Genomic DNA, 24068 nt, shown 5'->3' with positions numbered 1-24068 from the left:
TATCCTATTAGGATATTGTACTTGTCATAAGAACAAGATAAAGCGCATCATAGAGTATTGTACCACTGACCTTCTTAAGGACGACACGCTTATCTTAACCCTGATGCTGTGGCAGATCCTTTACCTGATAAGTGACTAGTTAAACGTAACATGGTCAAACCTGATGACTACTGTCAAGCATAATACCGTGATAGGACCAAGGGAAATTGGATTTAGGATACTTCAAAATCGTGTCGATTAGGTTGAGGTGAAGTAGTTGTCCTTCCCTAAGTCTCATAAGATATGCCATAATGTTTTGAGGTTTAACGAAGAATGACTAACAAACGTAAGTCCTGTTAAAAAATATGGTACAATGTGTCTATGATTGCAATGGAAGAAATGGAGACCCTAACCCTAAAAAATCTCCCCTTGATTACAGTGATTACAGGTGAGGACTTGGGTCAATACACTCAATTAAAAGAATTATTCTTAACGCAGATAGGCTATGATGCTTCAGATTTAAATATGACTTATTTTGATTTAAGCATGGTGCCTTATAGCGATGCTGCCTTAGATTTGGAAAGTCTGTCCTTTTTCGCAGAAGAAAAAGTGGTGCTTTTAGATCAGTTTGCAGATATTACGACTAACAAAAAATCCTATCTCTCTGACAAGGAGTTGAAGCAATTTGAAGCCTATGTTGAAAATCCTGTGGAAACGACACGATTGGTCATTTTTGCTCCTGGGAAATTAGATGGACGAAGTCGACTGACTAAGCGTTTAAAAAGGGATAGTCGCCTATTTGAAGCTACTCCTCTAAAAGATACTGAACTCCGCGCCTATCTTCAACATTACGCCCAAAAACAAGCCCTTCAGTTCGAAGAAGACGCTCTTGAAGCTTTGATGATTAAGTCTAACTTTGATTTTTCAGATAGTCTTAACAATCTAGCCTTTTTAGAAAGTTACCAAAAGCAAGGGACCATCACGACAGATGATATTGAAGAAGCTATTCCTAAAAGCCTACAAGATAACATTTTTGACTTAACAAAGTTAATGTTAAACAGTGAGGTTGATGCTGTCCAAACTCTTGTCAAAGATTTGCGGTTGCAAGGAGAAGATGAAGTCAAGTTGATTGCCATTATTCTGGGACAATTTCGGATGTTTTTGCAGGTTAATATACTGGCTCAGCGCGGAAAGAATGAGCAGCAGATGGTCGAGGAATTGTCAGCTATTTTAGGGCGTAAGGTCAATCCTTATCAAGTCAAATTCGCTTTGAGAGACTCTGCCCACCTTAGCCTAACGTTTCTACAAAACAGCATCCGCTACTTGATAGAGGCTGATTATCAGATTAAGCAAGGCTTGGTTGATAAGGACTATTTGCTGGATATTGCTTTGTTGAAAATCATGACGAACACCGCAAAGGTGCGGGAATAAGATAATCATCAGAGAATAGCTCGTTTGTTCCTATTATGGCATTTTTCAGTGGTTTATTTGCTTATCCAGTGCTAGCATCTCTATTGTGAATGATAGAATCAATCTCTTAAACAAATTTCTTGAAAGCATTCTCAAAAAAGGTTAAGATTAAAGTATCAAATAAATGAAAGAGGTACTAACATGGCAATTACATTACCAGAACTTCCATATGCTTACGATGCACTTGAACCACAATTTGATGCAGAGACAATGACGCTTCACCATGATAAGCACCATGCGACATATGTGAACAATGCAAACGCTGCTTTGGAAAAACACCCTGAAATTGGTGAAGACCTTGAAGCTCTTTTGTCAGATGTGAACAGTATTCCTGAGGACATTCGTCAAGCGCTTATCAACAATGGTGGTGGACATCTTAACCATGCCCTATTCTGGGAACTTCTTTCACCAGAAAAAACAGAAATCACAGAAGATGTGAAAGCAGCTATTGATGAAGCTTTCGGTTCATTTGATGCTTTCCAAGAAAAATTCACGACAGCAGCTACAACACGCTTTGGTTCAGGTTGGGCTTGGTTAGTGGTTAACGCTGAAGGTAAACTTGAAGTGACCTCAACACCAAACCAAGATACGCCACTTATGGAAGGCAAAAAACCAATCCTTGGACTCGATGTTTGGGAACATGCTTATTATCTTAACTATCGCAATGTACGTCCAGACTACATTAAAGCCTTCTTCGAAATCATCAACTGGAATAAAGTTGACCAACTTTACAAGGCTGCTAAATAATTTAGGAAGAGTAGGGAAACCTGCTCTTTTGATTTAGTTATTGAACAAACTTAACAATATCGATGCCTCTGTCCCTTACTTATAGACGGTTTAGTGAAAAAGGAGAAATTTTTCCTCGAAACAATTGAAAAATATCAATTTTCCTTTATAATATTAGAGGTTAGGGGAAAAGTTGTGAATTTTAAACGTATCAATCAAATATTATTAGGTGCTATTTTTGTAAGTTTTGTCTTGTTGGTGATTGTTGGCTTTGAGGACTACATTAAGCCTTTTTTTGCTGTAACAGATACTAATAAAACGCAGCGCATTACGAAATCGTCATCAAGTCATCGCCAGCCAGAATCAACCAGAAAAGGTTCAAAAACAAAAAAGCAGGATTTTTCTGAGAAAAGCCAGGCAGACAAAGATGCTGCTCAGTTAGCAGATTCAGGTATGATGGCAACTTATGGTTTGACTTTTGATTATGCTCATATGACCTTGCCCGAAGTTGTTACAGCCTATATGGATCTGCAAGGTATTGATCATAGTAATATCGCCTTTTCTTACAAGGATATAACAACTGGTAAAACTTACGCCATGAACGATACACAGCCAATGACAGCTGGTTCTACTTATAAGTTGCCTTTAAATATGCTGGTGGTTGATAAGGTTGCCAAAGGAAAGCTGTCGATGACAGAGCGTTTTGATATTACCAACACCACCTATGAGTATAAGCCAGAGCATGATTCTTATGTCGCTGCTTTCAATGGAGCCATGACTATTCCTGAAATGCAGGAATACTCGCTGGTTTATTCTGAGAATACTCCAGCTTATGCCCTGTCAGAGCGTTTAGGTGGCATGACAAAGGCTTATCAAAAATTAGATCGTTATGGAAAATCAAAAGCAAACGTTAAAACCATCCAACGCGAAGGCAATAAAACAACAAGTGATTACTATATTCAAGTGCTAGATTATCTGTGGCACCATCAAAAAAAATATAAAGATATTCTATATTATATTGATCAATCCTTCCCAGGCCAATATTATGAAACCTACTTGCCTTCTGACATACAGGTGTATCAAAAACCAGGATATGTTCGTGAAGCCTTGAATATTGATGCGATTGTCAAAGAAGAAAATCCTTATATGGTGGCTCTATATACTCGTTACCTAGGAGGGTCTGACGAAAACTCAGAAGAAATCAATCCCTATGGTTATAATCAGTTAGCTCAAGTGGCTTATGTGATAAACCAATGGCATCGAGTTAATATGAATGGTCTGAAAGAAAACTAATGAACAAAATCAAAAACGAAGTAGTCAGACTGAAGACAAAGTCCTTAGAACTAAGTTTCTGAGGACTTTTTACTAATTTTCGGTGTATAATAAAAGGCTCATTGTCAACTCACTACAGTTGACAATGAGCCAAAAGACAAACATCCTTTTGGAGATCTGTCTTCAGTCTGAACGAAGTTATACTCAATAAAAATCAAAATTAGCATTTGTGCTATTTTCTTAGGTGGTTCAGATATAAACCACAAATTTTTTATTACTGTCCATTTCATTCACTGAAAAAGCATCTTATTTGACTCACTTAGCCTGCTCCATTTTATAGCAAAAATACATTGTTATAGACAAAATAGCTATTTTTGAAATTAAATGAGTATTAGTATTTTTCCAACTTCGTTTTTTGGGTGGTTCTAATGTTTTTTGTTAGAGCGTTTGAGGAACATGGCGTCACCAAAGCTAAAGAAACGGTATTTTTCATTGATGGCATGCTTGTAGGCGTCTAAGATAAAGTCGCGACCAGCAAATGCCGATACTAGCATGACGAGGGTTGACTTAGGTAAATGGAAGTTAGTTGAAAAGGCATCGACAACAGTAAAATCGTAACCTGGCTTAATAAAGATGTTAGTCCAACCAGAGTCGGCTTCTAACTTGCCGTTGAATTTATTACCAATGGTTTCAAGTGTACGGATGGATGTTGTTCCAACAGCAACGACACGACCACCTGCCGCTTTAACTTGATTGAGAGTATCGGCAGCTTCTTGGCTGAGTTGGTAAAATTCTGAGTGCATTTCGTGTTCTTCCACATTATCTACGGAAACAGGACGGAAAGTACCGAGTCCTACATGAAGGGTAAGATAGACTAACTTGACACCTTTGGCTTTTATGTTTTCCAAAAGCTCAGGTGTAAAATGAAGACCAGCAGTCGGAGCAGCAGCAGAACCGTTTTCTTTAGCATAAACCGTTTGATAACGGTCACGGTCATCTAATTTTTCATGGATATAGGGAGGTAGTGGCATTTCACCTAGACTTTCAAGCACTTCTAGGAAAATCCCATTATATGAAAAGCGAACGATACGACCACCGTGTTCAAGTTCTTCGATGATTTCTGCCGTGAGGCGCCCATCACCAAAAGACACTTTTGTTCCAACTTTGAGCCGTTTAGCGGGTTTAGCAAGGACTTCCCAGTTATCGCCAGCTGTATTTTTTAGCAGGAGAAACTCAACGTGTCCATGGGTATCAGGTTTTTCACCGTAAAGACGAGCAGGGAGAACGCGCGTGTTATTCAATACCAAAGCATCACCAGGATTTAGCTCGTCAATGATGTGATCAAAGTGAGTATCTGTCATTTCTTTGTTCACTGGGTCTAAAACGAGCAGTTTTGAACTATCCCGTTTTTCTAAAGGCGTCTGTGCAATTAGTTCTTCCGGTAAATCAAAATCAAAATCCTTAGTATTCATAAATTCTCCTTAACGTTTTGTTATTCTTGTCTCTTGAAACAGCATTCTTATTGTAACACTTGTTTTTAGATTTGTTTAGTCATAGGGTTAGAATTCTTATCTTGACAAAAATTGGTATATACCATATAATAAAAGTATCAATTGATATAGACCAATGACAAAGGAGTTCAATATGAAAGTCGTTACTGTAAAAAATGCTCAAGAAGGTGGCAAGATTGCTTTTACACTGTTGAAAGAAAAGATGGCACAAGGTATTCAAACATTAGGTTTGGCAACTGGTTCAACTCCTGAAACCTTTTATCAAGAAATTCGTCAGTCTGATTTGGATTTTTCAGAAATGACCAGTATCAATCTTGATGAGTACGTTGGCTTAGACCAATCAAGCGACCAATCCTATGCTTATTTTATGAAACAGCATCTCTTTGATGCTAAACCGTTCAAAATGTCTTATTTGCCAGATGGCAAAGCAACAGACTTAGAAGCTGCAGCCAAAGACTATGACCGGATTATTGCCGAAAATCCAATTGATTTTCAAATTTTAGGTATCGGTCGAAATGGTCATATCGGCTTTAATGAGCCAGGAACATCTTTTGATAAGACGACCCATGTGGTAGATTTGGCACCCTCAACTATTGAAGCTAATAGTCGCTTCTTTGACAGTATTGATGATGTTCCAAAACAAGCCATGTCAATGGGGATTGCCTCAATTATGGCTTCAAAAACCATTGTTTTATTAGCTTTTGGATCTGAAAAAGCCGATGCTATTAAAGGGATGGTGGAAGGCTCTGTTACAGAAGAGTTACCAGCCAGTGTTCTTCAAAATCATGCTGATGTCATTGTCATTGTAGACGAAGCCGCAGCTAGCAAACTAGCATAATCAAAAACCCAGTCTGAAAAAATCAGGCTGGGTTTTGGAATGTCTTAAAGCGTCCAATCAATATCTGGACCAGCTGGAATGATGCCGTTGGGATTGATGGTTTTGTGGCTGCCGTAGTAGTGGGTCTTGATATGATCAAAATCAACCGTATCAGCTATTCCGGGTAGGTTGTAAATACGTTTGGTGTATTGCCATAAGTTAGGGTAGTCGATTAAGCGTTTTAGGTTGCATTTGAAATGATCAAAGTAAACAGGGTCAAATCGTACTAAGGTTGTAAAGAGTCTGATGTCTGCTTCGGTCATCCTGTCACCGACCAACCACTCTTGAGTTTCTAGATGACTTTCAAGGGCATCAAGTCCAGCAAAGAGGTTTTGCAGTTCTTTTTCATAAACAGATTGTTCTGTGGCAAAACCAGTTTTATAAACTCCGTTGTTAATCTTATCATAGACCAGACTATTGATGTCGTCAATAGCAGTCTGATATTCTTTAGGATAATAGTCGTCTGTGTTTCCAGTAATGTCATTAAAAGCTGTGTTAAACATGCGAATGATATCAGATGACTCATTGCTGACAATAGTTTGCGTTTTTTTATCCCATAGGACTGGCACGGTTACGCGACCAGAATAGTTAGGATCGGCTTTCAAATACACTTGGTACAGGTATTGACTCTTAAAAAGACTATCAGGTATGACACCTGGATATTCCTCAAAAGTCCAACCATTTTCTAGCATGTAGGGATTAACCACAGATAGGGAAATATGATCTTCTAAATCCTTCAATCGACGCATGATTAGCGCTCGACTTGCCCAAGGACAAGCGAAGGAAATATAGAGGTGGTAGCGACCAGACTCAGCTTTAAAGCCAGCTTTACCAGTCGGACCAGAACTACCATCAGCCGTTATCCAGTTACGAAATTGAGCCTTGGAACGTATGAAGTTACCTCCTGTTGACTTGGTATCATACCATTTATCTTTCCATTTGCCATCTACTAAAAGTCCCATTTATCTTCCCCTTATTGTGTTACTAATTAGTAGTATAACATTATTTGACTGCAATTGCTAATGAAACTGTTTCAGATATGCTAGTTCGTCACTGCGATTGCTAGCTTGATTCAGATGATTTACGATAACCAAGGATTTCGGTTTGAGAAATAGCACTAAATAAAAGATATTAATAAAAAAACGTCGATAATAACTGTATTGAGGCATATATTGTCCTATTTTTTCGAATAGATAGGTAGGAGGAAGATATGTTAATTGCAAAGACAGTTGATGGACGATTAGCCAAAGCATTCGATAATGACCTAAATGAAACGCAATATTATTGTCCTGCTTGTTTAGGTCCTGTTCGTTTCAAAAAGGGAGCGATTAAAACTTGGCATTTTGCACATCTATCGACTCAAAACTGTCACTTTAGTTTTGAAAACGAATCCGCTGAACATTTATCTTTAAAGGCTAAGATTTTTACTTCTTTATCTCAGAATCATCAAGTAGCAATTGAAAAATATTTTCCTGAATACCAGCAAATAGCAGATGTTTTTGTCGCACCTAAATTGGTGTTGGAAATTCAGTGTTCACCAATCAGTAATCAGAAGTGGAAAGAGCGAACAAAAGCATACCAACATCAAGGGCTTTATCCCATTTGGCTCTTTGGAGAAAAGTTGTGGTTGAAGAAACGCTTATCACCTTTTCAAAAGACAGTGCTCTCTTACAGTGATTGGCTTGGTTTTTATTTTTGTGAGTTGGACAATGCTAAAGAAGAATTACGCTTACACTATTTAATCCATGAAAAATTGGATGGAGAGCTGGTCTATTTGACGAAAACGTGTTCATTTTCTGATGACATCATGACACTGCTACGATTTCCTTTTCAAAAGAAAAAGCTTGTTAGTTTGACTTGTTTTGGTATGACAAATCCTCAACATTTCATTCAAAAACAATTATTTTATAAAAATCCAAAATGGCTAAAAAAACAAGAATTGGCTTATCAGCGCGGTGACAACTTGTTAATGCGAGAGACTGACTTTTTCTTCCCACAAATCAAACCACCTCAAATCAATAGTCAAAATTATTCAGAACCTGAAAGAATTGAGCGCTATTTTAAGCAGTTTGAGTGCTATTACAAAAATCAACGGGTGAAAACTTCTCAAACCCTGTATCCACCTTGCTTTTATGATAAAATGGTAGAAAAACAGACAAGGAGAACAACATGACTGATAATCGTAGCCATCTGAAAAAAGAAGAAACCTGGGATTTGACGACTATTTTTGAGACGGATGAGGCGTGGGAAGTAGAGCGTCAAGCGTTAGAAAGTGATTTGAAAGCTTCCCAAAGTAATGCAGGCCACCTTTTGGATTCGGCTAAGAGTTTATTGCGTATTACGGAAACTGCTCTAGAGTTGATGCGTCGTTTGGAGAAACTATATGTATACGCATCTATGAAAAACGATCAAGATACAACGATTGCAACTTATCAAGAGATGGAAGCAAAAGCAACGGCCTTATCGTCACTTTATAGTCAGACTTTTGCTTTTTATGAACCTGAATTTTTGACCATGTCAGAGCAACAACTAGAAGCCTATAAGGTAGAAGAGCCTGGCCTCCTTTCTTATGATCATTATTTTGAAAAATTATTGGCCACTAAGGATCATGTCTTGCCGAAAGAGGCTGAAGAATTATTGGCAGGTGCTTCTGAGATTTTTGGTTCTGCTGCTGAAACCTTCTCTATCTTTGATAATGCTGATGTGACTTATCCCTGGGTTACCAATGATGAGGGAGACCTTGTCGAATTAACCCATGGTAATTTTATTAGTCTTATGGAATCTAAAAATCGAGAAGTTCGTAAAGGTACCTATGACGCTTACTATGGTGTTTATGAGCAGTTCCAACACACCTATGCTAAAACCTTACAAACCAATGTCAAGGTTCATAATTACCAAGCGAAAGTTCGAGGGTATGAGTCAGCTCGCCACGCCGCTCTTTCGGCTAATTTCATTCCTGAAGAGGTTTACGATACCTTATTGGCAGTTGTGAACAAGCACTTGCCGCTCTTACATCGTTACATGACATTACGCCAAGAGTTGCTGGGTCTTGATGATCTCAAGATGTATGATGTTTATACGCCACTATCAGAGCATGATATGGCTATTACTTATCCAGAAGCTCTTGAAAAGTCTCGTCAAGTCTTGACAGTGTTTGGTAAAGATTATAGTGATCGAGTTGATCGCGCTTTTTCAGAGCGCTGGATTGATGTTCATGTTAATAAGGGCAAGCGCTCAGGAGCATATTCGGGTGGTTCGTACGATACCAATGCCTTTATGCTTCTCAACTGGCAGGATACTTTAGATAATCTTTATACCTTAATTCATGAAACAGGCCATAGCTTACATTCAACCTTTACCCGTGAAAATCAACCTTATGTCTATGGGGATTACAGCATTTTCTTGGCTGAGATTGCCTCAACAACAAATGAAAATATCTTGACGGAAACACTGCTTGAAGAAGTAACTGATGATAATGAGCGCTTTGCGATCCTCAATCACTATTTGGATGGCTTTAAAGGAACTATCTTCCGTCAAACACAGTTTGCAGAATTTGAATTAGCCATTCATCAGGCCGACCAAGAAGGAAAAGTCTTGACCAGTGATTTTCTTAACCAAACATACGCTGAACTTAACGAAAAATATTATGGCTTAGCAGCTGATGATAATCATAACATTCAGTTTGAGTGGGCTCGTATTCCGCATTTTTACTATAATTTCTATGTTTATCAATATGCGACAGGGTTTGCAGCAGCTTCATATCTAGCAGACAGAATTGTTCATGGAACAGACCAAGACCGTGAAAACTATTTAGATTATCTTAAAGCTGGCAATTCGGACTACCCACTAAATGTCATCGCTAAAGCAGGTGTTGATATGACAAGCGCTGATTACCTAGAAGGAGCTTTCAAAGTATTTAAGCATCGCTTGGAAGAATTAGAAGCATTGGTGGCAAAACGAGAGGTCAACTAAAAGGAGGCGCTGGTTATGCTTCAATCGATGATTAGAAAGCTGTTTAAAGACCAATCTATGGTTTTGAAAAAACAGGATAAGCCAATAACGATTTTAAAAAAGAACAGAGATCGTTTTTACCTTAAAGAAAATCCTAAAGAGATGCTTAAGGTCACAAAACTCACTTTCAATCCCCCACTGCCTTATTCGGGACCTGGTGTGTCAAAAGGGGCCGTAGCTGGTGCTGGTGCTTATGCAACCTTAGGTAGAGATCGCTTAAAAGGAGCCATCGTAGGCGATTGGTTAGAAAAAAGAAGAAAAGCTAGCACTTCTAATGTAAAAATCCATCAGATGTCTTTGATTTTAGAGTCTGAGACTGGATGTCAAGAAACAATTGACATGAAGGTTAAGCAGGATTCTGCGATCAAAATATACCGATTTTTCAAAGAATCCTAACAAACTGACCAGATCGAACCCAATTGATCTGGTTTCTTGATGATGCTGCATTTGAAGTGCAGCTCTATTTTAGAAAAAGGGAAATAACTCAGTAACCTAGAGATAATTGACACAGATGATGCTGTCGCATAGAGAGACCTTCAAAAGCTACTAATAACCTAAAATCATAAAGTGAATGCAGCTACCATTGCCGAGAAAGTCATCGATTTGGTAGGATGTGTCTAAAAGCCTTGGATAATCATACAGACAAGACGGGACGGCTAATAGCCAAAAACGTCTAAGATTTTGAAAAGGTCAAGACGATGGCCATGATTTTTTCTGGTAAAAAAATGGATGAAGATGGTATCGTAAAGGTGAGACAGTGTATTGACTGTAGGAACTCTTTGAAACATAGTCAAAGGTACCCCGTGCCGACTCTGTTATAGTGTTAGATACCGATAATATGGGATTTCACAGCAATTTTGGTCATGACTGGGTATTATCAGAAGAGTTGAAAGACAGTTGAAAAAGCTAGTAGATATTGGATTAGCTCATCACATTAGAGGGATTGCACGTATCAATATATAGTAGCTCAACATGTCTTTTATCGAGTAGATTTGGAGAAGCAAGATGGCTAAAACAACTTTTATATGGGACTTTGATGGCACTTTAGTAGATTCCTATCCAGCTATCCTAGCATCACTGGAGATGACTTATCGAGCCTTTCAGATTCCATTTGATGCTGACGCTGTGGAAAAGTATATTTTAGAGAAATCGACTGGTGACCTATTGTTAGAGCTGGAGAGAGTTTACCATATGCCGTTCGAACAGCTAAAGAAAAAGCAATCGATGGAGCAAGCAGCGCGTGATGATAGTATTGTCTTAATGCCAGGAGCCAGAGAGGTTTTAGAATGGACAAGAAAGCAAGGCATTCAAAATATTATCTATACGCACAAGGGAGCAACTACCGAGTCGGTTTTGAAACGATTGGGTATCTCTGACTATTTTATAGAAATCATAACCTCAGCCGATGGCTTTAAACGTAAACCCCATCCTCAGGCAGTGGATTATCTTGTGGAAAAATACCATTTAGCCAGAGCCTCAACGGTCTATATAGGTGATAGAAGGATTGATATGGATTTAGCTTTTCAGGCAGGTATCAAGTCAATTAATTTGACGCAAGCAGAAAATGAATTTAATCATAAGATAGCGAAATTGACCGATATTTTTGATGTTATCGATTAACGACCATTTTGTTTTGAAATAGAGCAAATTATTTTATCAAATAGGTACGAACAATTTAGTATCGCGATTCTTTTTATGATAAACATGATTATCACGACAAACGTATGAAGGATTTTTGGCAAGAAAATAAAGTTTTCTGTATTTCAATGTTCAGAATTTACAAAAATAGTAGCCATGTTTAAGCGTTTTTCCTATAGTGAAAACGCTTAGATAAAATATTTTTATCTGTACTATAATTCGGAAATAACTGTTTCATGCGTTTGTCGTGCATGATTATATAGCCTTCTTGACATTTGTCTGGCCATAAAATATACTATGCCTATGGTAGAAAGTTATTCACAAAACGCAAACCACAATATGAGGCGTCCTGTTGTTAAGGAAGAAATTGTGGACTATATGCGAACACACTTATTAGAAAATCAAGGTCATTTAGCAGAGATTGAAGCGTTTGCCCATGAGCATAATATTCCTATTATTCAACATGAGGTGGTAGCTTATTTTCGCCTATTAATGAAGACCTTGGCTCCTAAACAGATATTAGAGATTGGGACGGCAATAGGTTTTTCAGCTCTTTTGATGGCAGAGTTTGCACCAGAAGCTCAAATCACAACGATTGATCGTAATCCTGAGATGATTGGTTTAGCTAAGGAAAATTTTGATAAGTATGACAGTCGCAAACAAATTAGGCTTTTAGAAGGTGATGCTGTTGATCTGATCAGTGACTTGGATCAAGACTATGATTTTGTTTTTATGGATTCGGCTAAGTCTAAGTATATTGTTTTCCTACCGGAAATTCTGAAGCATGTCAAAAAAGGTGGTCTTATTGTCTTTGATGATATATTCCAAGGAGGAGATATTGCCAAGCCAATAGAAGAGGTGCGACGTGGGCAGAGAACTATTTATCGAGGCTTACATCGACTCTTTAACAGCACCCTAAAACATCCAGGCCTAACTGCTAGTCTTATTCCAATGAGTGACGGGTTATTAATGTTGAGAAAAGATGAGGATGAAGTTATCCTCTCAGATTAAGCCACATTTAAGCTAACTTATGCTATAATGGAGAGCGTTAATGAAAGTGGGAGTAATCCAGCGGTGATTAACTCCCTTTTTGAAGGAGTTCCACAAAATGAAAAAACAAACCAAATTGTTGACAGGTGTTGTTACCTTGATGTCAGTATTAACACTAGCTGCTTGTTCTCAAGAAACCAGTCCAAAGGATAATCTTGTTACGATGAAAGGTGATACCCTTACTGTATCAGACTTTTACAATCAAGCTAAAGAAACTACTGCAGGAAAACAAGCTATGCTTACCTTGGTACTGGACCGTGTTTTTGAGAAACAGTATGGTGACAAAATTAGTGATAAAGAAGTTACCAAGGCCTATAACGAGCAAGTTGATGCCTATGGTTCAAACTTTGCAGCTGCTCTAACTTCAGCTGGTATGACGGAAAAAACTTATAAACAACAAATTCGTATAAAAAAAATGATTGACTATGCTGTCGAAAAAGCTGCTAAAAAGGAATTGACAGATAGTAATTATCAAAAAGCTTATCAAAACTACACGCCAGAAACCACAGCACAAGTCATTAAGTTAGACACTGAAGAAAAGGCTAAAGAAACCCTTGAGAAAGCTAAAGCTGAAGGAGCTGACTTTGCTAAGATTGCCAAGGATAACACCAAGTCTGATAAAGTAGACTATAAGTTTGATTCATCAGATACAACCTTACCAAAAGAAGTTAAAGAGGCAGCCTTCAAACTTAAGGAAGGTGAAGTGTCAGAAGTGGTCAAAGTGGTTGATACAAAGACCTATAAACCAGACTACTATATTGTTAAAACAAACAAAAAAGAGGCTAAAAATCCCGATTGGAAAACTTACAAGAAACGTCTAACAGAAACCATTATCAATGATAGAAAAGCAGACGCAAGTTTCCAAAACCAAGTGATCGGCAAAACGCTTGAAAAAGCTAATGTCAAAATCAAAGATAAAAGCTTTAGCAATATCTTGTCACAATATACGGCAACGAACTCAAGCACACCGTCAAGTTCTTCAAAATAGTCTGTCTTGACCAAAAGAAGAAAAATGATTATAATGGAAACAGTGAGAATAATTTTTTAGAGGTCTTCTTCAGAAAGCTGATGGTTGCTGCGAATCAGCGAGGCTTAAAAGATTTGCTACTTACTAGTTAACAATTTGACATAATAAAGAGAATGACAAGTTCATTGAATGAAGGTGGTACCGCGGTTTTCGCCCTTCGTTTGGTGGACTTGTCTTATTTTGGAGGAAAGCCTATGAAGACCTTTCAAGTTAAGCAAAAAATGTTATCCCTGGGTGGTAAATTCACGATTGCTGATGACTTAGGCATACCAAGCTATCAAGTCGAAGGATCATTTTTAAAAATTCCCAAAACGTTTACGATATCAGATATAGAGGGGCGAGAAGTCAGTCGAATTGAAAAGAAAGTCATCAGTTTGTTACCCCAATTTGATGTTAAATTAGCAAACGGAAATCACTTTATCATCAAGAAAAACTTCACGTTTTTCAAATCTCGATATCAGATTGAAGGTCTTGGAATCGAGGTTAAAGGAGATGTTTGGGATTTATCGTTTAGTTTACAAAAAGATGGTCATCAGATTGCCAGTATTAAGAAAGAGTTATGGCATTTGACCTCTAGTTATGTCGTCGAAGTCTACGATGAAAGCTATAGTGATTTAGTCATTTCTCTGGTCATAGCTATTGATTATGTCAAAGAGCAAGAAGCCGCACAAGCCTCATCAAGTTCTGTTTAATGAAACTAGGTGGGTGACAATAAAACCGCTCAGAAGCGTACACAAAAAAGGAGATAGTAATGAAAACTTTATCATCAGCAGAAATTCGCCAAATGTGGCTTGATTTTTGGAAATCAAAGGGTCACTCTGTTGAACCATCTGCTAACTTGGTTCCTGTTAATGATCCGACATTGTTGTGGATTAACTCAGGTGTAGCAACTCTCAAAAAATATTTTGATGGCTCAGTTATTCCCGAAAATCCACGTATTACTAATGCTCAAAAATCAATTCGAACCAACGACATTGAAAATGTTGGTAAAACGGCTCGCCATCATACCATGTTTGAAATGCTTGGTAACTTCTCAATTGGGGATTATTTCCGTGATGAAGCGATCGAGTGGGGATTTGAGCTTTTAACCAGTCCTGAATGGTTTGCTTTTCCAAAAGAAAAACTCTACATCACTTACTATCCTGAAGATAAGGACTCCTATAATCGTTGGATTGCCTTAGGAGTAGAACCTGACCATCTTGTTCCTTTGGAGGAAAACTTCTGGGAAATCGGTAGCGGTCCATCTGGACCTGATACTGAGATCTTCTTTGACCGTGGGGAAGCCTTTGATCCTGAAAATATCGGTATCCGTCTGCTTGAAGAAGATTTGGAAAATGATCGTTATATCGAAATCTGGAATATTGTCTTATCACAATTTAATGCAGATCCTGAAATCCCACGTTCTGAGTACCAAGAATTACCAAGTAAAAACATTGATACAGGTGCAGGACTAGAGCGTCTGGCAGCTATTTTCCAAGGGGCCAAAACAAACTTTGAAACAGACCTCTTTATGCCAATTATCAATGAAGTGGAGAAATTGTCTGGTAAACGTTACGATCCAGATGGTGATAACATGAGCTTCAAGGTCATTGCCGATCACATTCGTGCCCTTTCGTTTGCGATTGGTGATGGAGCGCTTCCTGGAAATGAAGGTCGTGGCTATGTTCTTCGCCGCCTGCTTCGTCGTGCAGTTATGCATGGTCGTCGTTTGGGGATTACTGATGCTTTCCTTTACAAACTTGTACCAACTGTTGGTCGTATCATGGAGAGCTATTATCCAGAAGTGCTTGAAAAACGTGACTTTATCGAAAAAATTGTCAAACGTGAAGAGGAGACTTTTGCTCGTACCATCGATGCTGGTAGTGGTCACCTAGAGGACCTCTTATCAGAACTTAAAGCCGCTGGTAAAGACATGCTTGATGGTAAAGACATCTTTAAACTATACGATACTTATGGTTTCCCAGTCGAATTAACGGAAGAATTAGCAGAAGATGCTGGTTACAAAATTGACCATGAAGGCTTCAAAGCAGCCATGAAAGAGCAACAAGACCGCGCGCGTGCGGCTGTTGTCAAAGGTGGCTCAATGGGGATGCAAAATGAAACCCTCGCTGGTATTGTAGAACCGTCTGAGTTTGTTTACCACGTTGATAACTTGGAATCAAATCTTTCTGTTATCGTTGTAGATAATGAACGTTCTGAGGTTGTCTCTGAAGGTCAAGCACTTCTTGTTTTCGAGAAAACACCATTCTATGCAGAAATGGGTGGACAAGTAGCTGACCACGGTGTCATCAAAAACGATAAGGGTGACATTGTTGCCAAGGTGACTGATGTTCAAAAAGCACCAAATGGTCAAGCGCTTCACACGGTTGATGTTTTAGCAAGCCTTTCTATTGGGACCAGTTATGCACTTGAAATCGATAAAGAGCGCCGTTTCTCAGTAGAAAAAAACCACACAGCAACCCACTTACTGCATGCTGCCTTACACAATATCATTGGCGAACACGCCACTCAGGCTGGTTCTTTGAATGAAGAAGGCTTCTTGCGCTTTGACTTTACACATTTCGAGGCTGTGACAGTAGAGGAACTCCGTCAAATTGAAACAGAGGTCAATGAACAAATCTGGAATGCCATTGCTGTTAAAACAGTTGAAACAGATGTGGAAACTGCCAAAGAAATGGGTGCTATGGCTCTCTTTGGTGAAAAATACGGTAAGGTTGTTCGTGTTGTCACTATTGGTGATTATTCTGTTGAGCTTTGTGGTGGTACACATGTCTCAAATACTTCTGAAATTGGACTCTTCAAGATTGTCAAAGAAGAAGGAATCGGATCAGGAACTCGTCGTATTCTAGCGGTTACTGGTAAGGAAGCTTTCCAAGCCTTTCGCGATCAAGAAGACGCTCTAAAAAAAATTGCAACAACGCTCAAAGTTCCACAATTGAAGGAAGTTCCAAATAAGGTCAATAGCCTTAACGAGCAAGTGCGTGAGCTTCAAAAAGAAAATGCCGAGCTCAAAGAAAAAGCAACTGCGGCACAAGCGGGCGATGTCTTCAAAGATGTCAAAGAAGCTAATGGTGTTCGCTACATTGCAACACAAGTTGAAGTGGCAGATGCAGGTGCTCTTCGTACCTTCGCTGATAACTGGAAACAAAAAGATTACTCTGATGTTCTTGTCCTCGCAGCAAGCATTGGTGAGAAGGTCAATGTTCTTGTGGCTAGCAAAGCTAAAGCAGTTCATGCAGGCAATACTATTAAAAACCTTGCACCAATCGTATCAGGCCGCGGTGGGGGTAAACCAGACATGGCTATGGCTGGAGGATCAGACGCTACCAAGATTGCTGATTTATTAGCAGCAGTGCCAGAGCAATTTTAATAAGACAATGCAACCAAGTTCAAAAAAGAACTTGGTTTTTGTTTTATGTGGCTTTAAGCCCAGTTTAGCTCCAATAGGTGCGATACAAATAAATCACCCGCTATGCGGGTGCGCGTCGATTGTTATACAAAAAGATCTCCAAACGCGCTGCAATAAAGGTGTCCAAGCCTACTGTAAAGCGAAAGGAGATACTGATATGGCACAAAAGGCACATAGTTTATCGCACACAAAATGGATGTGTAAATATCACATTGTGTCTATTCCCAAGTATAGACGAAAAATCGTCTATAATCAATATAGAAGTAGTTTGGCGTGTGTTTTCAACTATTAGTGTTAGCATTTAGAAAAAATTGCGGTATAATTAGGCTGCTAACGAGAGAAAATTTAATATTTTTTTCAAAAAAGTTATGAAATTGTTTAAAAAATTGCACTTATCAAAAATTAGGATAGGTGCAAGTTTTCATGCGTTTGATGTGGTTTTTTTCATATTTCGACGATTTCGATGATTTTTATGATAAAATAGTTAGGTTGAGTTTTCTTTTGAAAATCATAAATTTTTATTCACAAAGGGGAAAATAGTGACTATTTTTCGTCAAAAAAATACCAGTCTTGATAAGACTGAAATGAAGCGTCATCTCAAAGTTATTGATCTTGTCTTTTTAGGACTTGGATCAATGGTGGGGACTGGTATTTTCACTATTACAGGGATAGGTGCAGCCCAATATGCTGGACCAGCTCTGATTGTTTCAATTGCTCTATCAGCCATTGCTGTGGGAATTTTCGCCCTCTTTTACGCTGAGTTTGCTTCGCGTATTCCTGCAAATGGTGGCGCCTATTCCTATATTTATGCTACGTTAGGCGAGTTTCCAGCTTGGATAGCTGGCTGGATGATTATCATGGAATTTCTTTTTGCGGTTTCTAGTGTCGCCTCAGGCTGGAGTTCTTATTTGAAAGGATTGCTAGCTAATTATGGTATTCAATTACCTGCTGCTATTAATGGCACTTTTAATCCTAGTAAGGGGCAGTATATCGACCTTTTGCCAGTTTTAGTCATGTTTTTTGTGACAGCTATTGTTCTCATGGATTCTAAAAAAGCGATGCGGTTTAATAGTGCTTTGGTTGTTCTCAAATTTTCAGCCTTGGCTCTCTTTATTGTTTTAGGACTATTCTTTCTAAAACCTGAAAACTGGACGCCTTTCTCACCATTTGGTTGGGGAAATCCTGTTGGAGGGCAATCAGGGATAATGGCTGGTGCTTCCATCATGTTCTTTGCCTTTCTTGGCTTCGAGTCCATTTCTATGGCAGTCGATGAAGTTCATGACCCACAGAAAAAGGTACCCAAAGGAATTACCTTATCGTTGATCATTGTAACAGCTATCTATATGGTGGTTACTTTGATTCTAACAGGTATGGTTCATTACACAAAACTTAATGTGCCTGATGCAGTGGCTTATGCGCTTCGCTCTGTTGGATTGACATGGGCTGGCAATTATGTGTCAGTTGTTGCTATCCTAACATTGATTACTGTCTGTATTTCTATGACGTTTGCCCTATCACGGACTATTTACAGTATCAGTCGAGATGGTTTACTTCCAAAAGCATTGAGTCAAGTGACCAAGATATCACGTGTGCCACGAAATGCAACCTTAGTAGCCGGTCTAGGAGCTATGGTATTTGCCGGTATGGTGCCATTAGCCAGTTTAGCAGAATTTGTTAATATCACAACGCTTTCTTATATGATGCTTTTAGCTATTGCTATTATCGTCTTACGTAAGCAGCAAGGGTTACCGAAAGCTGGCGAATTCAAAATGCCATTTGTGCCTGTCTTACCTATTTTGGGAATTGTGATTTGTTTAGTCTTTATGAGTCAATATCAAGCAGTGACATGGATCGCTTTCTTGATATCATTGGTTATAGGAGCCTTGATCTATTTCGGTTATGGTTACAAACATTCGACGATTAACAATGAAAAATAAGAGGTATCCATATGGTTAAAAAAATGACTATTGTTTCCATTATTTTTATGTCAGTGGCTACCATTGCCCACCTGATGATGTCTATAATTGCTTTTCAAAATGGCGCTAGTCTTAATAAAAATATTCTAAATGGCATTCTAATGATCGTCTTTGTTAGTATTATCAAAACCTTACTGGAACTTAGAAAAACAAAATAACCAAGTGGAGTTATGCTCTCTACTTGGTTTTTTCATGTCTAAAAGGCAAATTCGACCGTTACGAATTCAAAAGAATGTTGCAAGTCTTCGAGGATCAGTGGCTTGAGATTTACAGAATGGGAGATGAGGTTTAAATCAGAAGGGTCAATGATATGCACGCGAATATTAATATGAGTCCCTTGTTTATAAATAGAGATATCTAGGTCATGATATTGCTTATTAAAATGTGTCTGGAAAATATCATGGATAAGCGGCACAATTTGCTTATTTCGTATTGGTGATTGTGTAAATTCTTTAAAAGAATCCGTTAATACAGCTAAAGGTTCTTTATAGGAAAAAACAACTAGAATTAAAGTGATGAAAAAATCTGCTGTATAGTGGAGAAAGCCAAGTTTACTTTCTATTGGGATAACCGTAAGGAGTAAAATGGCGATACCGACACCCGCAGATATAAGACCATCGATAAAATTACCTTTGCTTTCTGCTGCAATGATAGTAGATAAATTGTTAATTTGACGATTTTTCTGCCGATTATAAAACCCTAAACTAAAACAAAGAATAACCATTGTAATCGTGTAAGGAAGAACTAGATTAGTCTCGACCACATCCCCTTTTCCGTGGATAAAATAAGCATAGGCTGCAGCGCTGGTTTCTAGCAGGGTGATAATCAGTAACATAAAGGTAGCGATGGATTTCAAAATACCGTATAGTGGTTCTAAGAAATACATCCCATTTGGGAAAGTTGCCGTTTTACGGTGGCTATTACCAGAAATGAAAACGGCAGCCAAAGTTGATATAAATGCAATTAAGGAGAAAACACCGTCTAAAAGAAGGGCATTTAAATCAGTCACAATATAGATAATAAGTCCAGAAAGTCCAATGATAAAATTTCCGATTGTGGACACAATAAGTGATTGCCTCTCAACTTGTTTTTGAGTCATAGTTGCTCCTTGAAAAGAATTTCTTAGAATTAGTATAACAATTTTTAGAGATCGCTTCAAATGCAAATGAAATCGTCAGATAGTTATTAGATTCAAAAAACCAAGCCTGAAAGCCTGGTTTGTAGATGAAATAAAGAGGATTGTTAAAGTCCCATATTATAATCGTCATCCTGCATAGCTTCAACGCTACCAAGGAGATAACCATTACCAACCTGACTAAAGAAGTCATGGTTAGAAGTTCCTGTTGAAATACCGTTCATAACGATGGGGTTAACATCATTTGCAGTATCTGGGAAGAGAGGATCTTGACCTAAGTTCATGAGAGCTTTGTTAGCATTATAGCGAAGGAAGGTCATCACTTCCTCAGTCCAGCCCACATTGTCATAAAGTGTTTGGGTGTATAATTCTTCGTTCTCATAGAGGCTATATAGTAAATCGTACATCCACTCGCGAAACTCTTCTTGTTTGTCTTCTGGTAATTCATTGAAACCCAATTGGAATTTATAACCAATATAAGTTCCATGAACAGATTCATCACGGATAATCAATTTAATAATTTCAGCAACGTTAGCTAATTTATTATTACCAAGATAATAAAGTGGGGTGAAAAAACCGGAGTAGAATAAGAAGGTTTCTAGGAAGGTAGAAGCGACTTTTTTCTGAAGAGCATCACCATTTTTGTAGATTTCATTGATAATTTCAGCTTTACGTTGGAGGTAAGGATTGGTATTGGTCCATTCAAAGATATCTTCAATCTCTTTTTTAGTATTTAAAGTCGAAAAGATCGAAGAATAAGATTTCGCATGGACAGATTCCATAAACTGGATATTATTGAGGACAGCTTCTTCGTGTGGCGTGCGAACATCCGCACGAATAGCCTCAACACCGGTTTCAGATTGAAGAGTGTCAAGAAGGGTAAGACCACCGAAAACCTTACCAACAAGATCTTTTTCTTCGGCAGAAAGTTTGCGCCAATCGTCTAAGTCATTAGACAAAGGAATGCGGGTATCGAGCCAGAATTGTTCCGTTAACTTCTCCCAAGTAGACTTATCGATAACATCCTCGATTTCATTCCAGTTGATAGCTTCATAATAAGTAATTTGTGACATGGAGACTCCTTAAAAACAGAAAATAGTAAAAAACTTATGCTTATAGTTTAACATAAACAAGCAGCCAACTTCAAAATAAGCTGGCTGAATGTCAGATAAAAGTTGCGGCAAAGCCAGTTAGGCTTCAAAGAGACAGGCTAGCAATATAGCCCATTGTCCTAAATGACGAAAAGAATCATTTAGGACAAGTTCTTGTCAAGGCGGTAAGGCATTGACCTTTTGATCATATTGTTAGCATATCATTTGGTGACTTACTAGCAAAACCCATTAAGATAAGCTATGCCAAGATAAAGTCTTTTTTATCAATCATATAGAAAAGACTTGGTTGGTAAGAGAACGAGATAAACCATAATGACGGGGCATAGTCCTCTTGTGCTTTCATAATAGGTATTCCCTTAAATGACACAACTTTCACATTGGTTAGCACCAACTTCATCGCCATCATCGGTGTAGGTACGAACATAATAGATGGATTTAATGCCTTTATTGAAAGCGTAGTTACGTAGGATGGATAAATCACGTGTTGTTTGTTTAGTGTCGCTACCTTTCCATTCATAGAGACCTATTGGAATGTCGCTACGCATGAAGAGTGTCAATGACAAGCCTTGATCAACGTGCTCAGTAGCAGCAGCATAAACATCGATAACTTTACGCATATCCATATCATAGGCTGATTTGTAATACGGAATAGTGTCTGTTGAAAGTCCTGCAGCTGGGTAATAGATTTTTCCGATTTTTTTCTCTTGGCGTTCTTCAACGCGTTGCGTAATAGGATGAATCGAAGCAGAGACATCGTTGATATAAGAGATAGAGCCGTTAGGAGCAACAGCTAAGCGGTTTTGGTGGTAAAGCCCATCAGCCATGACTGATTGACGAAGAGCTTCCCAATCTTCAGCTTGAGGGATGAAGTGGTCTTTGAAGAGGTCTTTAACAAGGTCTGATTTTGGTACAAACTGACCAGACACATACTTGTCAAAATAGCTACCATCAGCATATTTCGACTTGTCAAATCCAACAAAGCTTGTTTGGCGCTCTCGAGCAATCTCATTAGATGCAACTAGTGTCCAGTAATTAAGCAACATAAAGTAAATATCAGTGAACTCAATGGATTCTGGGCTTCCGTATTCAATGTGTTTTTGAGCAAGGAAGGAATGAAGTCCCATGGCTCCCAGACCAAAAGTATGGGCTTGATCGTTACCGTTTTTAATAGATGGGACAGCTTCGATAGTTGACGAATCGGTAACAAAGGTTAGTGCACGTGTCATAGTCTTGATAGAGCGACCAAAATCAGGCGAAGTCATCATGTTAACGACGTTGGTTGAACCAAGGTTACATGAAATGTCAGTTCCCATTGAGAGGTAATTTTGTCCGTCATCGATAAGACTTGGCTTTTGTACTTGAAGAATCTCTGAACACAAGTTTGACATGATGATTTTGCCATCGATAGGATTAGAACGATTGGCAGTGTCGACATTAACAATATAGGGATAACCAGACTCTTGTTGCAATTTGGAAATCTCAGTTTCTAAATCACGAGCTTTTATTTTTGTTTTCTCTATATTGGGATTGGCTACCAGTTCATCATATTTTTCAGTGATATCGATATAGTTGAAAGGGATGCCGTATTCTTTTTCGACACTATATGGGCTAAAGAGGTACATGTCTGCATTCTTGCGAGCCAATTCGTAGAATTTATCAGGGACTGTTACTCCGAGTGAGAGGGTTTTAACACGTACTTTTTCATCAGCATTTTCTTTCTTAGTAGAAAGAAAGGCTATGATATCTGGATGGAAAACATTGAGATAAACCACACCGGCACCTTGGCGTTGTCCTAATTGGTTAGAATATGAGAAACTATCTTCAAATAATTTCATGACTGGAACAACGCCAGAAGCGGCTCCAGCAAAGCCTTTGATAGGCGCGCCAGCTTCACGAAGATTGGAAAGGGAAATGCCAACACCACCACCGATACGTGACAGTTGGAGTGCTGAGTTGATAGAACGACCAATTGAGTTCATATCGTCAGTGACTTGAATCAAGAAACAAGATACCAACTCACCACGTCGGCTACGTCCAGCATTGAGGAAAGAAGGTGTAGCAGGCTGGTAGCGTTGGTTAATCATCTCTTTAGCCAAATCGCGCGCTAATTCCTCGTTCCCATCAGCGAAGTAGAGGGCATTAAACATCACACGGTCTTCCATGCTTTCAAGGTATGACTCACCATCATTTGTTTTGAGAGCATATTGTTGATGGAATTTATAGGCAGCCATAAATGACCTGAATTGGAAGCCTTCATTCTCTAGTTCCTGTGCTAAAGATTCGATAAAGGCTTGACTATATTTTTGGATGAAACCTGTTTCGATGTAGTCGTTTTCAATGAGATAATTGATCTTTTCTGTAACGGAAGAAAAAGGCATCATGTTAGGTTTAACATTTTCTTCAAAGAACGCGGCGAGAGCTTCTTTGTCCTTATGCAAAGGAATTTGTCCATCAACAGGACGGTTAATTTCGTTATTTAAACGGAAATAGGTAACATTTCCTAAATCTTTAAGACTCATTTGATAAGATTCCTTTTACTATATTAGTGTCTATTGATGTGCCACTAAATTCTAATTCATAAAGTAACGGTAGGTGATATGTTTGTGATAATTCCCTAGCTTCTCGACAAAAATCAGAACCGAAGTTCCGATTGCCAATGCCAATAATACCATGGCAATAGGCTAAATTGTCCGCAATGAAGTCTTCAACATAATCAAAGTTATCATTGTATGTTGGGATGATTAAAACAAATTTATCATGGCACTGGGGTGTTTGCCCATGTGGGGTTAAGAGCACCTTATCATCCTGGGCAATATCAAGTTTGTCGATGAATCTGGCTGTCTGACCAGTCAAAGTATGAAAAGCAACTTTCAAT

General features: G+C 38.5%; 20 protein-coding genes and 1 pseudogene. 15 read left to right on the top strand and 6 right to left on the bottom strand.

Annotated features, from left to right (window positions below; all coding sequences use genetic code 11):
• Positions 1-360: 360 nt before the first annotated feature.
• The 3 genes from holA (at position 361) to ABP870_RS00625 (ending at position 3468) form a co-directional block, all read left to right on the top strand.
• On the top strand, positions 361-1410 hold the full coding sequence (gene holA / locus ABP870_RS00635; RefSeq protein WP_350013578.1) for a DNA polymerase III subunit delta: 1050 nt from the start codon (positions 361-363) through the stop codon (positions 1408-1410).
• Between the two features lie 180 nt (positions 1411-1590).
• Positions 1591-2196: a superoxide dismutase SodA gene (gene sodA / locus ABP870_RS00630; protein WP_350013577.1), complete on the top strand. Its 606-nt coding sequence runs from the start codon at positions 1591-1593 to the stop codon at positions 2194-2196.
• A 174-nt stretch (positions 2197-2370) separates the two neighbouring features.
• Positions 2371-3468, top strand: coding sequence for a serine hydrolase (locus tag ABP870_RS00625; RefSeq protein WP_350013576.1), 1098 nt, complete (start codon positions 2371-2373; stop codon positions 3466-3468).
• Between the two features lie 404 nt (positions 3469-3872).
• On the opposite strand, the gene queA is transcribed toward ABP870_RS00625, so the two are convergent.
• Positions 3873-4919, bottom strand: a complete 1047-nt coding sequence (gene queA / locus ABP870_RS00620; protein ID WP_350013575.1) for a tRNA preQ1(34) S-adenosylmethionine ribosyltransferase-isomerase QueA — start codon at positions 4917-4919, stop codon at positions 3873-3875.
• A gap of 172 nt (positions 4920-5091) precedes the next feature.
• Here queA and nagB point away from each other — a divergent pair, with 172 nt between their 5' ends.
• Positions 5092-5796: a glucosamine-6-phosphate deaminase gene (nagB, locus tag ABP870_RS00615; RefSeq protein WP_350013574.1), complete on the top strand. Its 705-nt coding sequence runs from the start codon at positions 5092-5094 to the stop codon at positions 5794-5796.
• A 44-nt stretch (positions 5797-5840) separates the two neighbouring features.
• On the opposite strand, the gene ABP870_RS00610 is transcribed toward nagB, so the two are convergent.
• Positions 5841-6797, bottom strand: a complete 957-nt coding sequence (locus ABP870_RS00610) for a glutathione S-transferase family protein (RefSeq protein ID WP_350013573.1) — start codon at positions 6795-6797, stop codon at positions 5841-5843.
• A 248-nt stretch (positions 6798-7045) separates the two neighbouring features.
• Here ABP870_RS00610 and ABP870_RS00605 point away from each other — a divergent pair, with 248 nt between their 5' ends.
• From ABP870_RS00605 to ABP870_RS00555, 11 genes and pseudogenes are all read left to right on the top strand, one after another.
• Complete coding sequence (locus tag ABP870_RS00605; protein ID WP_350013572.1) at positions 7046-8008, top strand: competence protein CoiA; 963 nt, start codon at positions 7046-7048, stop codon at positions 8006-8008.
• The gene (gene pepF, locus ABP870_RS00600; protein ID WP_350013571.1) at positions 8005-9807 is read left to right on the top strand and encodes an oligoendopeptidase F; all 1803 of its coding nucleotides are present in this window, start codon (positions 8005-8007) and stop codon (positions 9805-9807) included. Before ABP870_RS00605 ends, pepF begins: the two co-directional genes overlap by 4 nt.
• Before the next feature lie 15 nt (positions 9808-9822).
• Complete coding sequence (locus tag ABP870_RS00595) at positions 9823-10242, top strand: hypothetical protein (RefSeq protein WP_350013570.1); 420 nt, start codon at positions 9823-9825, stop codon at positions 10240-10242.
• A 609-nt stretch (positions 10243-10851) separates the two neighbouring features.
• Positions 10852-11466 carry an HAD-IA family hydrolase gene (locus ABP870_RS00590; RefSeq protein WP_350013569.1) on the top strand — a complete coding sequence of 205 codons (615 nt, stop codon included), beginning with the start codon at positions 10852-10854 and terminating at the stop codon, positions 11464-11466.
• Between the two features lie 321 nt (positions 11467-11787).
• The gene (locus ABP870_RS00585) at positions 11788-12495 is read left to right on the top strand and encodes an O-methyltransferase (protein ID WP_350013682.1); all 708 of its coding nucleotides are present in this window, start codon (positions 11788-11790) and stop codon (positions 12493-12495) included.
• A gap of 97 nt (positions 12496-12592) precedes the next feature.
• Entirely contained in the window at positions 12593-13522 is a 930-nt protein-coding gene (gene prsA / locus ABP870_RS00580; protein ID WP_350013568.1) for a peptidylprolyl isomerase PrsA, read from the top strand.
• A 152-nt stretch (positions 13523-13674) separates the two neighbouring features.
• Positions 13675-14253, top strand: coding sequence for an LURP-one-related/scramblase family protein (locus ABP870_RS00575; RefSeq protein ID WP_350013567.1), 579 nt, complete (start codon positions 13675-13677; stop codon positions 14251-14253).
• Between the two features lie 59 nt (positions 14254-14312).
• Positions 14313-16931, top strand: coding sequence for an alanine--tRNA ligase (alaS, locus tag ABP870_RS00570; protein WP_350013566.1), 2619 nt, complete (start codon positions 14313-14315; stop codon positions 16929-16931).
• 196 nt (positions 16932-17127) lie between these two features.
• Positions 17128-17253, top strand: a pseudogene (locus tag ABP870_RS00565) (IS200/IS605 family transposase); the annotation flags it as partial.
• A 253-nt stretch (positions 17254-17506) separates the two neighbouring features.
• Positions 17507-18907 (top strand): APC family permease, encoded by a 1401-nt coding sequence (locus ABP870_RS00560; protein ID WP_350013681.1) that lies wholly within the window; start codon positions 17507-17509, stop codon positions 18905-18907.
• A gap of 11 nt (positions 18908-18918) precedes the next feature.
• A complete protein-coding gene (locus ABP870_RS00555) occupies positions 18919-19104 on the top strand; it encodes a hypothetical protein (protein WP_350013565.1) in 186 nt (61 codons plus the stop codon).
• Between the two features lie 38 nt (positions 19105-19142).
• Here ABP870_RS00555 and ABP870_RS00550 read toward each other — a convergent pair whose 3' ends face one another.
• The 4 genes from ABP870_RS00550 to ABP870_RS00535 form a co-directional block, all read right to left on the bottom strand.
• On the bottom strand, positions 19143-20045 hold the full coding sequence (locus tag ABP870_RS00550; RefSeq protein WP_350013564.1) for a cation transporter: 903 nt from the start codon (positions 20043-20045) through the stop codon (positions 19143-19145).
• 143 nt (positions 20046-20188) lie between these two features.
• Positions 20189-21154, bottom strand: coding sequence for a class 1b ribonucleoside-diphosphate reductase subunit beta (gene nrdF / locus ABP870_RS00545; RefSeq protein WP_350013563.1), 966 nt, complete (start codon positions 21152-21154; stop codon positions 20189-20191).
• Between the two features lie 395 nt (positions 21155-21549).
• Entirely contained in the window at positions 21550-23712 is a 2163-nt protein-coding gene (gene nrdE / locus ABP870_RS00540) for a class 1b ribonucleoside-diphosphate reductase subunit alpha (protein WP_350013562.1), read from the bottom strand.
• Positions 23702-24067 (bottom strand): class Ib ribonucleoside-diphosphate reductase assembly flavoprotein NrdI, encoded by a 366-nt coding sequence (locus ABP870_RS00535; RefSeq protein WP_350013561.1) that lies wholly within the window; start codon positions 24065-24067, stop codon positions 23702-23704. The genes nrdE and ABP870_RS00535 overlap by 11 nt, the downstream gene beginning before the upstream one ends.
• Between the last annotated feature and the right edge of the window lies 1 nt (position 24068).

This window comes from Streptococcus jiangjianxini (genome assembly GCF_040225085.1).
In the GTDB taxonomy this organism is placed as follows: Bacteria; Bacillota; Bacilli; order Lactobacillales; family Streptococcaceae; genus Streptococcus; species Streptococcus jiangjianxini.
Note: the sequence above shows the minus strand (reverse complement) of the source record. Positions and strands in the feature narration are given on the sequence as shown.

What these genes read in the sequence shown, in the direction of transcription:
- alaS (WP_350013566.1), top strand. Translation starts at nt 14,313, where the DNA reads ATGAAAACTTTATCATCAGCAGAAATTCGCCAAATGTGGCTTGATTTT.
- ABP870_RS00605 (WP_350013572.1), top strand. Translation starts at nt 7,046, where the DNA reads ATGTTAATTGCAAAGACAGTTGATGGACGATTAGCCAAAGCATTCGAT.
- holA (WP_350013578.1), top strand. Translation starts at nt 361, where the DNA reads ATGATTGCAATGGAAGAAATGGAGACCCTAACCCTAAAAAATCTCCCC.
- ABP870_RS00610 (WP_350013573.1), bottom strand. Translation starts at nt 6,797, where the DNA reads ATGGGACTTTTAGTAGATGGCAAATGGAAAGATAAATGGTATGATACC.
- ABP870_RS00575 (WP_350013567.1), top strand. Translation starts at nt 13,675, where the DNA reads ATGACAAGTTCATTGAATGAAGGTGGTACCGCGGTTTTCGCCCTTCGT.
- nrdF (WP_350013563.1), bottom strand. Translation starts at nt 21,154, where the DNA reads ATGTCACAAATTACTTATTATGAAGCTATCAACTGGAATGAAATCGAG.
- queA (WP_350013575.1), bottom strand. Translation starts at nt 4,919, where the DNA reads ATGAATACTAAGGATTTTGATTTTGATTTACCGGAAGAACTAATTGCA.
- sodA (WP_350013577.1), top strand. Translation starts at nt 1,591, where the DNA reads ATGGCAATTACATTACCAGAACTTCCATATGCTTACGATGCACTTGAA.
- ABP870_RS00595 (WP_350013570.1), top strand. Translation starts at nt 9,823, where the DNA reads ATGCTTCAATCGATGATTAGAAAGCTGTTTAAAGACCAATCTATGGTT.
- pepF (WP_350013571.1), top strand. Translation starts at nt 8,005, where the DNA reads ATGACTGATAATCGTAGCCATCTGAAAAAAGAAGAAACCTGGGATTTG.
- ABP870_RS00590 (WP_350013569.1), top strand. Translation starts at nt 10,852, where the DNA reads ATGGCTAAAACAACTTTTATATGGGACTTTGATGGCACTTTAGTAGAT.
- nrdE (WP_350013562.1), bottom strand. Translation starts at nt 23,712, where the DNA reads ATGAGTCTTAAAGATTTAGGAAATGTTACCTATTTCCGTTTAAATAAC.
- ABP870_RS00550 (WP_350013564.1), bottom strand. Translation starts at nt 20,045, where the DNA reads ATGACTCAAAAACAAGTTGAGAGGCAATCACTTATTGTGTCCACAATC.
- prsA (WP_350013568.1), top strand. Translation starts at nt 12,593, where the DNA reads ATGAAAAAACAAACCAAATTGTTGACAGGTGTTGTTACCTTGATGTCA.
- ABP870_RS00585 (WP_350013682.1), top strand. Translation starts at nt 11,788, where the DNA reads ATGGTAGAAAGTTATTCACAAAACGCAAACCACAATATGAGGCGTCCT.
- ABP870_RS00555 (WP_350013565.1), top strand. Translation starts at nt 18,919, where the DNA reads ATGGTTAAAAAAATGACTATTGTTTCCATTATTTTTATGTCAGTGGCT.
- nagB (WP_350013574.1), top strand. Translation starts at nt 5,092, where the DNA reads ATGAAAGTCGTTACTGTAAAAAATGCTCAAGAAGGTGGCAAGATTGCT.